The organism is Nonomuraea coxensis DSM 45129, from assembly GCF_019397265.1.
In the GTDB taxonomy this organism is placed as follows: Bacteria; Actinomycetota; Actinomycetes; order Streptosporangiales; family Streptosporangiaceae; genus Nonomuraea; species Nonomuraea coxensis.
Window position 1 is genome coordinate 6,233,280 of the sequence record NZ_CP068985.1, and the last position, 13,348, is coordinate 6,246,627.

Annotated in this window: 10 protein-coding genes; 3 read left to right on the forward strand and 7 right to left on the reverse strand. The window is 74.7% G+C overall.

The annotated features are described in order from the left end of the window. Positions 1-2: 2 nt before the first annotated feature. Positions 3-1,316: an NAD(P)/FAD-dependent oxidoreductase gene (locus tag Nocox_RS29205; protein WP_020540619.1), complete on the reverse strand. Its 1,314-nt coding sequence runs from the start codon at positions 1,314-1,316 to the stop codon at positions 3-5. A 93-nt stretch (positions 1,317-1,409) separates the two neighbouring features. After that, entirely contained in the window at positions 1,410-2,702 is a 1,293-nt protein-coding gene (locus Nocox_RS29210; RefSeq protein ID WP_026213808.1) for an MFS transporter, read from the reverse strand. A 94-nt stretch (positions 2,703-2,796) separates the two neighbouring features. Between Nocox_RS29210 and Nocox_RS29215 the strand changes: the two genes are divergently transcribed. Both Nocox_RS29215 and Nocox_RS29220 read left to right on the forward strand, forming a co-directional pair. After that, entirely contained in the window at positions 2,797-3,432 is a 636-nt protein-coding gene (locus Nocox_RS29215) for an HAD family hydrolase (RefSeq protein WP_020540621.1), read from the forward strand. 94 nt (positions 3,433-3,526) lie between these two features. Then, on the forward strand, positions 3,527-4,366 hold the full coding sequence (locus Nocox_RS29220; RefSeq protein WP_020540622.1) for a class I SAM-dependent methyltransferase: 840 nt from the start codon (positions 3,527-3,529) through the stop codon (positions 4,364-4,366). Positions 4,367-4,370: 4 nt separating this feature from the next. On the opposite strand, the gene Nocox_RS29225 is transcribed toward Nocox_RS29220, so the two are convergent. From Nocox_RS29225 to Nocox_RS29235, 3 genes are read right to left on the reverse strand one after another with little or no spacing between them, the layout of a single operon-like run. Continuing rightward, a complete protein-coding gene (locus tag Nocox_RS29225; protein WP_020540623.1) occupies positions 4,371-5,261 on the reverse strand; it encodes an NAD-dependent epimerase/dehydratase family protein in 891 nt (296 codons plus the stop codon). Positions 5,262-5,302: 41 nt separating this feature from the next. Then, the gene (locus Nocox_RS29230) at positions 5,303-8,836 is read right to left on the reverse strand and encodes an AAA family ATPase (RefSeq protein ID WP_020540624.1); all 3,534 of its coding nucleotides are present in this window, start codon (positions 8,834-8,836) and stop codon (positions 5,303-5,305) included. Further along, positions 8,837-9,946, reverse strand: coding sequence for an exonuclease SbcCD subunit D (locus tag Nocox_RS29235; RefSeq protein WP_020540625.1), 1,110 nt, complete (start codon positions 9,944-9,946; stop codon positions 8,837-8,839). 107 nt (positions 9,947-10,053) lie between these two features. Between Nocox_RS29235 and Nocox_RS29240 the strand changes: the two genes are divergently transcribed. Beyond that, positions 10,054-11,553, forward strand: a complete 1,500-nt coding sequence (locus tag Nocox_RS29240) for an alpha/beta hydrolase family protein (protein WP_020540626.1) — start codon at positions 10,054-10,056, stop codon at positions 11,551-11,553. Here Nocox_RS29240 and Nocox_RS29245 read toward each other — a convergent pair. Both Nocox_RS29245 and Nocox_RS29250 read right to left on the reverse strand, forming a co-directional pair. Next, positions 11,526-12,485, reverse strand: a complete 960-nt coding sequence (locus tag Nocox_RS29245) for an alpha/beta hydrolase (RefSeq protein WP_020540627.1) — start codon at positions 12,483-12,485, stop codon at positions 11,526-11,528. The genes Nocox_RS29240 and Nocox_RS29245 overlap by 28 nt on opposite strands. 1 nt (position 12,486) lies before the next feature. Further along, the gene (locus tag Nocox_RS29250; RefSeq protein WP_020540628.1) at positions 12,487-13,347 is read right to left on the reverse strand and encodes an enoyl-CoA hydratase-related protein; all 861 of its coding nucleotides are present in this window, start codon (positions 13,345-13,347) and stop codon (positions 12,487-12,489) included. Position 13,348 lies beyond the last annotated feature (1 nt).

A 13,348-nucleotide genomic window follows, 5' to 3' on the forward strand; every position in this document is an offset into this window, starting at 1 on the left:
GGTCAGGCCGCCCGGGGCAGGTCGAGAGCGGCGGCGGCGCGGAAGTCGGCGTCGGCGTGCTCGATCGCCTGGAGCGGCACGGTCTCCCTGCGGAAGAGCGCCGACAGCGCCCAGTCGGTCAGCACCCGGGCCTTGTTGCCGAACGTCGGCACCCACGCCAGGTGGTACGCCCGGTGCGCCAGCCACCCCAGGAACCCGGTCAGCCGCAGCCGGTACACCTGGGCGACGCCCTGATGGTGCCCGAGCCCGGCGACCGAGCCGAGGTAGGCGTGCCGGTACGGCCGCATCCGCCGCCCCCGCACGTGGGCCACCACGTTGCGGGCGAGCAGCTTGGCCTGCCGGACCGCGTGCTGGGCGTTGGGGGCGGTGAACTCGCCCGGCCGGGTCAGGTCGGGCACCGCGGCCCCGTCGCCGGCCGCGAACGCGTCCGGCACCCCGGCCACCGTCAGGTACTCGGTGGCGGCGATCCGCCCGAGCCGGTCCACGGGCAGGCCGGTGGCCGCGGCGAGGGGGTTCGGCCGGCCGCCCGCGGCCCAGACCAGCGTGCCGGCGTCCAGGCGGGTGCCGTCGCTCAGCTCGGCCACGCCGCCCGCGGCCGAGACAAGCCGGACGCCGACGCGGACGTCCACGCCGCGGGCGCGCAGCGCGCGGGCGGTCCACTCGCCGAGCGAGGCGTCGAGTTCGGGCAGGATGCGCTCGCCGGCCTCGACCAGGGTCCAGCTCAGGTCGGCGGGCTCGACGCCGGCGTGGTGCCGGACGGCCTCGTCGGCCAGGCCCTGCATCTCGGCCAGCGCCTCCACGCCCGAGAACCCGCCGCCGGCCACCACGAACGTCAGCGCCCGGCGGCGTACCCGCTCGTCGTCGGTCGAGACGGCCGCGGCGAGCTGGGCGAGGACGCGGTTGCGCAGGTGCACGGCCTCGCCGACGGTCTTGAAGCCGACGGCGTGCTCGGCCAGCCCGGGGATGGGCAGCAGGCGGGTGACCGAGCCGGCCGCCATCACGAGGATGTCGTACGCAAGAGTCCTGGCCGGCCCCTGGACCGGCTGGAACGCGGCGGTCCTGGCCGCGTGGTCCACCCGGGTGACGTGACCGGTCAGCACCCGCGCGCCGGGCAGCGCCGGGGCCAGGGGGGCGACGACGTGGCGGGGCTCGACCGCGCCGCCGGCCGCCTCGGCGAGGAAGGGCTGATACGTCATGTAGCCGCGCGGGTCCACGACGGTGACGCTCGCCTCTCCCGAACGGATCAGCTTGCGCAGCCCCAGAGCGGTGTACATGCCGACATATCCGCCACCGACGATCAGGATGTGCTTGCTCACTGTCCCCAACTCCTCTCGGGTCTCACCAGGAGGACGGGGCAGCGCCGCCGGATGTGACAGGGGCGGCTCACAGGGGCGGCTCACAGGTGCGGTTCACAGGGTCCGGTCGCCGGTCTCTGGCAGGGCGAGCAGGCAGAGCAGGCTCAGCAGGGCCGTCGCGGAGACGTACGCGCCGGCCGCCGCCGTCCCGAGCCCGCCGGCCTGCAGGCCGGTCGCGACGAGCGGCGGCACCGCGCCGCCGAGCACCCCTCCGAGGCTGTAGGCGACGGAGGCGCCGCTGTAACGGTGTTCGGTGCGGAACAACTCGGGCAGGTAGCCGCCCATCGGGCCGAAGACCAGTCCCATGAGGCCGAGCGTGCCCGCCAGCGCCACGCCGACGAGGGCCACCGACCGGGTCTCCATGAGCGGGAACATCACCAGCCCCCACACGATCGCCGGCCCGCACCCGATGATCAGCGTGCGCCGGCGGCCGAGTCGGTCGGACACCAGGGAGGAGGCGATCGTTCCCGCCGCCATGAACAGGACGCCGGCCATGGTCAGGCCGAGCATGGTGGTGCGCGGGATCCCCAGCGTGCCCGTGCCGTACGACAGGCAGTAGGTGGTGGCGGTGTAGAACAGCGTGTACGCGACCGTCATGGCCCCGGCGCCGAGCAGCACCCGCCGCCACTGGTGCCGCACGAGCCCGGCGAACGGCACCCTGGCGAGGCGCCGCTCGTCCATCGCGGCCCGGAAGACCGGCGTCTCGGCGATCCTGAGCCGGACCCACAGGCCGACGGCCACCAGCGGCAAAGAGGCCACGAACGGCAGCCGCCACCCCCACTCGCCGAACTGCTCCTCGCTCAGCGCCTCGCCGAGGACGAGGAAGAGCCCGTTGGCCGCCACGAACCCCGCCGCCGGCCCGAGCTGCGGGAACATCGCGTACCAGCCGCGCCGGCCGGGCGGCGCGTGCTCGGTGGCGAGCAGCGCGGCGCCGCCCCACTCGCCGCCGAGGCCGACGCCCTGGGCGAAGCGCAGCAGCACCAGCAGCGCGGGCGCGGCGACGCCGATGGCGGCGTAGCCGGGCAGCAGCCCGATCAGCACCGTCGCCAGGCCCATCACCAGCAGCGACACGACGAGCATGGACGTGCGGCCGACGCGGTCGCCCCAGTGGCCGAACAAGGCCGAGCCGAGCGGCCGTGACACGAACGCCACCGCGAACGTCGAGAAGGACGCCAGGGTGCCCGCCACCTGGTCCATCTCGGGGAAGAACACGGTGTTGAGCACCAGCGCGGCGGCGGTGCCGTAGATGTAGAAGTCGTAGAACTCGATCGCGGTGCCGGCGAGGGCGGCGACGGCGATCCTGGACCGGCTCGGGGCGGTCACGACCTCCCGGGGGGCTGTCTTCATGACGCCAACTATGCGGGCTGACTCGCCGCAAATCAGTTAGTCAACACTGCTCCTCGGTAGGGTCGGAACGAAAACCATGGGGAGGTAAGGCGCTTTGGGTATCGAACTGGTCATCTTCGACTGCGACGGAACGTTGGTGGACAGCGAGCCCATCTCGGTCCGCGTGGGCACCGCCGCGCTGCGACGGCTGGGCTGGTCGATCGACGAGGCGGAGTACGCCGAGCGCTTCGTGGGCTGCACCACCGAGTTCTGGGCCGAGCAGGTCGGCGAGACCCCGCCCGGCTGGCGGGAACGGCTCGACGCCGAGTACGAGGCCGCGATCGCGGAAGAGCTGCGCGTCATCGCGGGCATCGAGGCCGCGCTCGACCGGCTCGACGTGCCGAGCTGCGTGGCCTCCAACGGCCGCCACCGCGCGATCCGCCGCAGCCTGGAGCTCACCGGGCTGGCGGAGCGGTTCACCGGCCGGGTGTTCAGCGCCGAGGACGTCCCGCAGGGCAAGCCGGCCCCCGATCTGTTCCTGCACGCCGCCGCCACCCTGGGAGCCGACCCCGAGCGGTGCGTCGTGGTGGAGGACAGCCCGTTCGGGGTGATGGCGGCGGTGAGCGCGGGCATGCGGTGCCTGGCGTACGCGGGCGGGCTCACCCCGGCCACCCGCCTGACCGGCGCGGGCGCCACCCGGCTGTTCCACGACCCGGCCGGCATCCCCGAACTGCTCACCCGCCTGGACTGAACGCTTTTCCCACGACCGCGAATTGTTATCGGGAATTGACTTTAATGTGTTATGCTGTTTGCATTCCCATAAATGCCGTGGCTAATATCGCCGCGTGTTCAGCGAGAAACCCAGCCAGACGGCGATGATGGCCGCCGCCGCGCGCGCCGCACATCTCGTGGTCGACGATCCCCCGCACATCTTCACCGACCAGCTGGCCGCGCCGCTGCTCGGCGCACGGGCCGGGGAGCTGCTCGGCTACCACCGGCTGCACGGCGGCCATCTCATCCTGTCCGGCACCCGCGCGCAGGTCACCGCCCGCAGCCGGCACGCCGAGGACCGCCTGCTCGGCTCCGGCCTCCCCCGGTACGTCATTCTCGGCGCCGGTCTCGACACCTTCGCCTACCGCCGGGCGGGCGGCGAAATCCGCGTCTTCGAGGTGGACCACCCGGCCACCCAGGAATGGAAGAAAGGGCTCCTCGCCGACGCCGGGATGACCGTTCCCGAATTTCTCACCTTCGTCGGCGTGGATTTCGAGAAGGACGACCTGGGTTCCCGGCTCGGCGCGGAGGGATTCGCGTCCGGCCGGCCCGCGTTCGTGAGCTGGCTCGGCGTCAGCATGTATCTCACGGCGGAGGCGGTGTCGGCCACGCTCGCCGCGTTCGCCGCCTTCGCGCCCGGCTCGGAGCTCGTCATGGAGTACGCCCTGCCGCCCGAGGCCAGGGACGCGCTGAGCGAGGAGATGGCCGGCTACGCCCTGCCGGCCGCCGCCGAGCGCGGCGAGCCCTGGCTGACCTTCCACACGCCCGAGTCGATCACCGCGCTGCTGGCCGGTCACGGGCTGCGAGTGGTCGAGCACGTGCGCCAGCCCGACCTCCCCGCCGTGGCCGGCCGGGCGGCGGCCACGCCGGTCAGCGTGGACCTGTGCCGCCTGGTCGTCGCCACCCCCGCCTGAGCCGTCAGCCCTCCTGGACGCGGGCGCGGCCGTTGTCGTCCAGGTAGTCGCGCCACGACCGCTTCGGGGTCCAGCCCAGCAGGCGGTGGGCCTTGGCGCAGGAGACGCCCGAGGCGTCGGGACGGGCGAGCGGCCTCAACTCGATCGTCTCGCTCACGTGCTCGCGCAGCGCCGACGCGAAGTCGTGCCCTCCCGCGTTGTCGGGAGCGGCGATGTAGAACACCTCGTGCCCCGGCAGGTCCGACTCGACGGCCAGGACGATCGCGTCCGCCAGGTCGTAGGCGTCGGTGTAGCTCCACAGCCCCGCCCCGGCCTGGCGGACGTCGCGCACCTGCGGGCCGAGGTTGCGCTCGTAGTTGCCCTCGTGCTGCACCCAGCTCGGCCGCAGGGAGATGCACCTGAGGTCGGAGCGGCGCACGGCCGCGTCCATGAGCTGCTCGCCGACGTGCTTCGACAGCGCGTACGGGTCCTGCGGCTTGATCGGGTGCTCCTCGTCCACCGGCACGTAGTCCGGCAGGAACGGCCGCTCGGCGAAGAAGAACCCGGGCACCGTCTCGCTGGAGATGTTGACGAACCGGGTCACGCCGAACCGCACGGCCGCCTCGACCAGGTTGAACGTCGCCATGACGTTGTTCTGGAACACCACGTGCGGCGGATTGTGCGTGGGGTCGGGAATGGCCGCCGCGTGCACCACCGCCTCGGCCTCGCGCGCCACGGCGAACGCCTGACCGGCGTCCGTCAGGTCGGCCTGGAGGTAGCGGGGAGCGCCCGGATCCTCCCGCTCCCAGACGGGGCGGGTGACATCGGAGGCGGTCACCTCGTGACCGGCCGCCAGCAACGCCTGGACGGCCGCCCGCCCCACCTTGCCGTGGGCCCCCGTGACGACGACGCGCATGAGTGTGTCTCCTTCGCCGCATAGTGGTGGATCACGGCTGATCATCCCACCCCGGAGGTGGCGAGCGTCGAACCTCCGCGGGTCTTGGTGACCTTGAGCTGGGCGGTGATCCGGGACCGCAGCTCGGCGACATGGCTGACGATGCCGACCGCCCGGCCGCCGTCCCTGAGCCCGTCGAGGATGTCGAGAACGCCGTCGAGGGTGTCCTCGTCCAGCGTGCCGAAGCCCTCGTCCACGAAAAGCGTGCCGATCTCCGCGCCGCCCGCCTCGGCGGTGACCACGTCGGCCAGGCCGAGCGCGAGGGCCAGCGAGGTGATGAAGCTCTCGCCGCCCGACAGGGTCGCCGGGTCACGGTCGACGCCGGTCCAGCCGTCGGACACGCGCAGGCCCAGCCCGCCGCCCGACCGGCCGCGCGAGCCCGCCGTCTTGCCCAGGTCGTGCCGGAGCAGGTAACGGCCGGCCGACATGTGGTCGAGCCGCTCGTTGGCGGCCTCGACGACCGCGCGCAGCCGCTCGCCGAGCACGTACGACGACAGGCTCATGCTCCACCGGTTGTCGCCGGAGGTGCCGCCGGCGAGGGCCGCCATGCGCTCGGCCAGGCGATGACGCTCCGCCGCCGGACGCCAGCGCTCGACGCACGCGGAAAGCTCGGCCTCCAGCTCCGCCAGCCGCCGGGCACGGGCGGCGGCCCGGTCGCGCAGGCTCGCCAGCCTCGTGTGCGCCTGCTCGGCCGCCTCCCGCGCGGCGGCGGCCCCGGCCAGGTCGGGGGCGGGCTCGGCCGCGGCGGCGGCCAGCTCGGGATCGGCGAGGGCGGCGGTGACGGCGGCGTGCTCATCGTCCAGCCGCCGCAGGGCCTCCGTCTTGTGCTCCCGCTCGGCGGGGCCGCGGTAGGCGGCCTCGGCCTCCGGGACGTCCGCGAACCCGGCCTCGGCCGCCGCCTCCCGGGCCTGGCTCCTGGCCCTGGCCAGCTCGTCGTCGGCCGCGAGCGCGGCCCGGCCGGCCTCCGCCGCCTCGCGCAGCAGCTCGGCCTCGTCGGCGAGCCGGGACAGGCGGGCCGTCAGCGTCGCGTCGCCGCCGCGCGCCGCGTCCAGCCGCGCGGCCAGCCGGGCGGCGTCGGCGCTCAGCTCCTCGTGCCGGGTGCGGCCCGCCGCCACCCGCGCGGCGACCACGCGAGCCCGCTCCTCCTGCTCCCGCGACTCCTCCCGCCGCCGCGCCACCTCCCGCGCCGCCCCTTCCTCCAGCTCCGCCGCCCGCCGCAGCCGCCGCAGCTCCCCCTCGACCTCCGCCAGCACGGCCACCGCGCCCTCGGCCGCGAGGGCCCCCGCGCCGCCGCCCGACGCAAGGGACGCGCGGGCGTGATCGGTCTCCAGGCGGGTGCGGAGGCGGGCGTGATCGGTCTCCAGGCGGGTGCGGAGGCGGGCGCGGTCGGCTTCCAGGCGGGTGCGGTGGGCGTGGTGGGCGGCCAGTTCCTCGGCGATCGCCGCCGCCTGGTCACGTACGCGCTCGCGCTCGGCCTCGACCCGCTCCAGCGCCGCCGCCAGCGCGGCCTCGCGCCCGGCTGCCGCGCGCAGCCGGGACAGCTCCTCCTCCGCCCGGAGCACGGAGGCGGCGGCGGTGCCCAGGTCGAGGTCGCCGGTGGCCTCGACTGCGTCGGCGTGCCGGGACTCCAGGGAGGCGAGGTGACGTTCGGACGCCTCCCGCTCGGCCAGGGCGCTCTCGTGGGCGTCCTCGGCGGCCCGCTCGTCGTAGGCGGACGGGGCGCTCGGGGCCGGGGACGCCGGATCGGGATGGTGCTCGGAGCCGCAGACCGCGCACGGGCGGCCGTCGGCGAGGTCGCGGGCCAGCTCGGCCGCCATCCCGTCCATGCGGGCCTGACGCAGGTCGAGCCAGCGTTCGCGGAGCGCCTGGGCGCGGTCCACCAGCACCTGATGGGCGGCGGTGGCGGTCTCCAGCTCGGCGGCCAGGGCGTCGCGGCGGCGTACGGACTCCAGTGCCGCCCGCGCGGCGTCGAGCCCGGCGGACGCGGCGGGGACGGCCGCGGCCTGGGCGCGCACCTCCTCCAGGGCGGCGCTCGCCTCGGCCAGGCGGGCGGGCAGCCCGGCCTCGGCGGCCGACACCTCCGCCTCGCGCCGTTCCAGGGTCTCCAGCTCCGCCGCCAGCCCGGCCAGCTCGCCGTCGACGCCGATGAGGTCGGTGGCCGCGTCGCGTACGGCCTCGGCGGCCGGGATGCGCGCGGCGTGGGCGCGGCACCGGGCCAGCTCGGCCTCGGCCTCCTCGATCAGGGCGGGCAGGGCAGCCAGCCGGGCGGCGACCCGCTCGTCCTCGGCCACCAGCCGGGTCAGCTCCTCCTCGACGCGGAGCAGGTCACGGCGTACGACGGAGAGCCTGGCCTCCTCGGTGAGCAGCTCCGACAGGCGTGCGATCTCGGCCCGCCGGTCCCGCTCCAGCGCGGCCGGCGCGTCCGCCGAGGCTCCCCCTTCCCTCGGCAGGGGCGAGGGGGACGGGGGCAGGAGGGGGCGGGCGCGGGCGAGGGCGTCGGCGGCCAGCGCGCGGGCCTTGGCGGCGGCCTCCTCGCGCTGGCGTACGGCGGTGACGAGCGGGATGACCCGGTCGGCGCGGGCGGCGTCGTCGAGGACGGCCTGGAGGTCGGCGCGCTCGTCGGCGCGTTCGTCCAGCGCGCGGCGGGCGGCGAGCGCGTCGGCGTGCCTGCGCTGCCGCTCGGCCAGGGCGGCGGCCTGGTCGAAGCGCAGGCGGGCCTCCCGCACCGCCCGCGTGGCGGCCTCGTGCTCCTCCTCCGCGCGGGCGGCGACCTCCCTGGCGGCGGCGAGCAGCGCCCCCGCCCAGCTCAGGGGATCGTCGTCGCGCGAGGGCGCCTCCTCGGGGGCGGCGGGCAGCGGGATCAGGGGGTCGAGGGTGGCCTCCTCGACGCGCTCGACGGCGAAGTCCACCTGCCGCCGCAGCTCCTGCGCCTCCCGCCAGGCCAGTTTGCGCTGCTCGGCGAGCCACCCCTCCGCCGCCGTGAACACCTTGACGGTGAACAGCCGCTCCAGCAGCTTGCCGCGCTCCTCGCCGTCGGCGCGCAGGAACTTGGCGAAGTCGCCCTGCGGCAGCATCGCCACCTGCCAGAACTGCTCGGCGTTCATGCCGAGCAGCCCGCCCACCAGGTCGCCGGCCTCGTCCAGCCGGGTGGTGAGGCCGTGCCAGGCGCCGTCGCGCCGCTCGGAGACGATGACCTTGGACTTCTCCTCCGTGACGCCGCTGCCCCGCAGTTTGGGACGCAGCCACGCCGGGGAGCGCTGGACGCGGAGTAAGCGGCCCCGGATGGTCGCCTCCAGGGTGACCGACGGCCCGGTGCCGGCCGGGGCGTGGTCGCAGCGCAGGCTGCGGGCGCTGTTGCGCTGCCCGGGGACCTGCCCGTAGAGGGCGAAGCACAGGGCGTCGAGGATCGTGGTCTTGCCCGCGCCGGTCGGGCCGTGGATGAGGAACAGGCCCGCCTCGGCCAGGGCCTCGAAGTCGACGGTCTCGGTGCCGGGGAAGGAGCCGAACGCCGTCAGCGTCAGCCGGTGAGGCCGCATCTACGCCATCGTCTCCTTCGTCCTCGACGCCTCGATGGCCTGTCTTAGCAGCTCTTCCTCCTCGGGGGCGGCAGGCTCGCCGCGCACCTCGCGGACGAAGTCGAGCGCGACCTCGGCCTCGGGCCGCCCGCTCACGCGCGCGGGCTGCGCGGCCGGGGCGGCTCCGGCCGGGTCGAAGGAGAGGGCGAGGGTGTGCGGGAAGCGGGCGCGGAGCCGGTCCATGGCCGCCTTGGGGCGCACGGCGTCGGTGAGGGTGACCTGGAGCCAGTGGTCCTCGACGGCGGCGTGCCGTGGATCGGTCAGCAGCCGCTCCAGCTCGCCGCGCAACCGCCCCACGGGGCGGGGCACGGGGGCGGGCACGAACTCGGCGCCCTGCCCCAGCGTAACCAGCCACGAGCCCTTCACCTGGCCCGCCTCGGAGAAGGAGTAGGCGAGCGGCGAGCCCGAGTAACGCACGGTCTCGGACATGCGCTGGCGGCCGTGCAGGTGGCCGAGCGCGACGTAGTCGACGCCGTCGAACGCGGCCAGCGGCACGTGCGCCACCCCGCCCACACTGATGTCGCGCTCGCTGTCGCTGGCCTGCCCGCCGATGACGAAGCAGTGGGACAGCACGACGGCGGCGCGGTGGCGGGCCGCGTCGGCGCGCACGCGGTCCATCGCGTACGTGATCGCCGCCGTGTGGCTGCGGTCGGGCAGCTCCCACGGCGCCCGCACCAGCTCCGGCTCCAGGTAGGGGATGCCGTAGAAGGCGACGCCGTCGACGAGCACCGGCTCCCAGGCCCGCTCGGGCGCGCACCGCACGTGCACCCCGGCGGACTCGAACAGCGCCGACCCGAACCGCAGCCGCAGCGCCGAGTCGTGGTTGCCGCTGATGAGCACCACCCGCGCGCCGGCGCCGGTCAGCCGGGCGAGCGCCTCGTCGAGCAGGGCCACCGCGTCGACGGGCGGCAGCGCCCTGTCGTAGACGTCGCCGGCCACGGCCACGACGTCGACCCGCTCCTGCCGCACCGTCTCGACCAGGTGGTCGACGAACGCGGCCTGCGCCGCGAGCAGGCTCTCGCGGTGGAAGGCGCGCCCGAGGTGCCAGTCGGAGGTGTGCAGGATCCGCATGTCGCAGGAAGCTAACAGCTCCCACCGACAAATGTGGCCCCTCTGGTCCCAGCAGCCGGGAGTACGCTAGAAGATCCACGGGCAAACCAACGCACATGGGGAGGCCGATGCGCACGGGCCGCGGCACCTTGAGCATCGCCGCCGGTCTGGTGCTGGTGGCGCTCGCGACGGTCGGCTACGTCCTCCCGCCCGCCTTCGACCCGCCGCCGCTGAAGGCCGACCCCGCGTTCCAGGCGATCCCCGCGCAGCCGCGGCACGAGCTGGAGCCGCCGGCGGCGACGGCCGCGATCCGCCGGCAGGAGATCTCGGTCGCCGCGGAGGGCCAGCGCCTCTACGGGACGCTGCGCACGCCGCTGACGCCGGGGCGGCATCCGGCGATGGTGTTCGTGTCGGGGTCGGGCAACGGCTCGCGCACCGAGTTCACGCCACAGGCGGAGTTCCTGGCCAAGGCGGGCGTGGTGACGATCGCCTTCGACAAGCGCACGATCGGCTACGACTTCCGCGAGCGCGACTTCGGCCTGCTCGCCGACGACGCGCTGCGCATGGTGGAGTACCTGCGCGCGCTGCCGGAGGTGGACCCGGCGCGGGTCGGCATCTGGGGCGTCAGCGAGGGCGGCTGGGTGGCGCCGATCGCGGCGGCCAGGAGCGCGGCGGTCGGGTTCGTGGTGCTGGTGTCGTCCCCGAACGTCTCCCCGCTGCGCCAGGTCGCCTGGGCGCTGAACGAGCAGCTGCTGCGGCTGCGCGCCCCCATCGGCGCGCGTGACCTGCTGACCAGGGCGATGGGCGGGGTCGGCTTCACGTTCCTGCGCTACGACGCGATGCCCGCCCTGAGCGGGATCAAGGTGCCGGTCCTCGCGTTCTACGGCACGGCCGACCCGTCGATCCCCTTCGTGGAGTCCACCAAGGCGCTCGTCACCGCGATGGGCCGGGCCGGCAACGACGCCTACACCATCCGCTTCATCGGCCAGGGCGACCACGCCATGCGGGTCGGCGGCGGCCCGTTCGCCGAGGGCTACCTGGAGACCCTCGGCAACTGGATCGTCGGCCTGCCGGCCACCGCCAAACCGGCCGCGCACCTGGCGGGGGCGACGCCGGTGCAGCGCTTCGAGGCGAGCGACGTCCCCGCCGCCCCCTGGTACGCGGGCGGCACGATGCTCGGCCTGACGATCTGCTTAGCCGCCGTCGGCTACGTGGCCGGGCCGGTCGCCGCGGTGGTCGTCCGGCTGCGGGGCCGCGGCCATCCGTCGGTCGTCGCCGAGGCCAACGCCCGGCTGTGGCCGCCGATCCGGCGCCGCCTGGTCAGGATCGCGTGGACCAGCCTGGGGCTGCTGGCGTCGGTGGTCGCGTTCATCACGCTGCTGGTGCTGTTCTCGATCAACCAGGCGGGCGCCTGGCCGGCGGTGCTGGCCGGCTGGCTCGTGGTGCGCATCCTCGCCGTGCTCATGCTCGTCCAGGAGGTCACGGCGGTCGCGGCGGTGGTGTCGGCGCTGCGCGAGGGCATGCGGCCGGGCCGCTGGCAGCACGTCGCGGTGGCGGGCGTGCTGGGCGGCACCGGCCTGCTGATGGTGGCGGCGGCCTACTACGGCCTCTTCTCGTTCCCCTGGTGAACGTCCCCCTGATGAACGTCCCCCTGGTGAACATAGGTGCTCATCCAGCGGTCCAGCTCGGCGAAGACCTGCTTGCGCACGGGCTCGGCCGACAGCACCAGGTCGTGGACGCCGTCCTGGATGCGTACGCAGGTGACGTGCGGCCCGACCGAGGTGGACCAGCGGGCCATGTGGGCGGGGTCGAGCACGACGTCGGCCGAGCGCGCCTCGGGGACGAGGTCGCGTACCCGCAGGCCGTTCGAGGAGGCCAGCACCAGCACGGGCACGTCCACCGCGAGCCCCTTGTGCAGGCGGCGCTGGGCCCGCCGGATGGCGGCCAGCCACATGGCGTGCACCGAGAACCCGCCGAGCGGCTTCAGCTCCAGGTCGTAGTCCCATTCGCCGCCGTGGTCGCGGTGCAGCGTCCGCCCGTAGACGGTGCTGACGCCCAGCGGGATCGGCCTGCGGGTGTACGACAGCGGCGTCTTCAGCAGGTCGGCGGCCATCCGCAGCGGCGCGGGCACGTTGAGGTCGAAGAACGGGCTGTTGAGCGCGAGCCCCTGCACGAGCCCCCGGCTACGGACCCGGTCGGCCCACAGGACGGCGACCAGGCCGCCGGTGGAGTGGGCGTTCACCGTCAGCTCGTCGTGGTCGCGCCGGATGACGCGGACGGCCTCGTCGATCTCGGGGAAGTAGTCGGTGACGCTCCTGACCAGGCCCCTGGTCTGGTGCGGGAGCAGGGAGCGGCCGTACTTGCGCAGGTCGAGGGCGTAGAAGTCGATGCCGCGCTGGACGTAGTGCTCGGCCAGGTGGTCCTGGAAGAAGTAGTCGGTGAAGCCGTGCAGGTAGAGCACCGCCCTGCGGGACGCGGTGCCCGCGGTCCTCGCCACCAGGGTCGCGACGACCTCGCCCTCGAAGTCGTCGGGAAGCCGCAGAGTGGTGATGTCATACATGTCAGACACCATAAGGATTGTCGGGCCAGGACGGTACACCCGGCGGCAGGTCCTCGCTGACCTTCATCGGGAAGTCGGCCGCCCGCTTCTCCAGGAACGCGGTCACCCCTTCGACCGAGTCGGCCCCGCCGCCCAGCTCGGCCATGAGCCGCGAGTCTGCGGCGTGCGCCTCCCACGGCGAGCTCGCCGACAGCCCGGACCACATCAGGCGGCGGATCGCGGCGACGGAGACGGCCGAGGTGTTGCCGGCGATCTCCCGGGCCAGCGCGTACGCGGCCGGCAGCAGCTCCGCGTCCGGCAGCACCCGCGACACCAGCCGCCCCGCCAGCGCCTCGGCGGCGGGGAAGACGCGGCCGGTCGCCGCCCACTCCATGGCCTGCGCGATGCCGACGATCCGCGGCAGGAACCAGCTCGACGCGGCCTCGGTGACGATGCCGCGGCGGGCGAAGACGAACCCGAAGCGCGCCGACTCGGCCGCCAGCCGCACGTCCATCGGCAGCGTCATCGTCACGCCGACGCCCACGGCCGGGCCGTTGATCGCGCCGACGACCGGCTTGAGCGAGCGGGCGATGCGCAGGGCCACGGTGCCGCCGCCGTCGCGCGGCACGCCTTCGACCGTCTCGCCGCGCTGCCGGTGACCGAACGTGCCGCCGCCCCCGCCGAGGTCCGCCCCGGCGCAGAAGGCCCGGCCCGCGCCGGTCACCACGACCGCGCGGACCCCGTCGTCGGCGTCGGCCCGGTCGAACGCCTCGATGAGCTCGACGCGCATGGTGTGGGTGAACGCATTCAGCCGCTCAGGGCGAGACAATGTCAGGGTGGCCACGCGGTCGGCCACGTCGTACTCGATCTCGGTGAAGGCCATG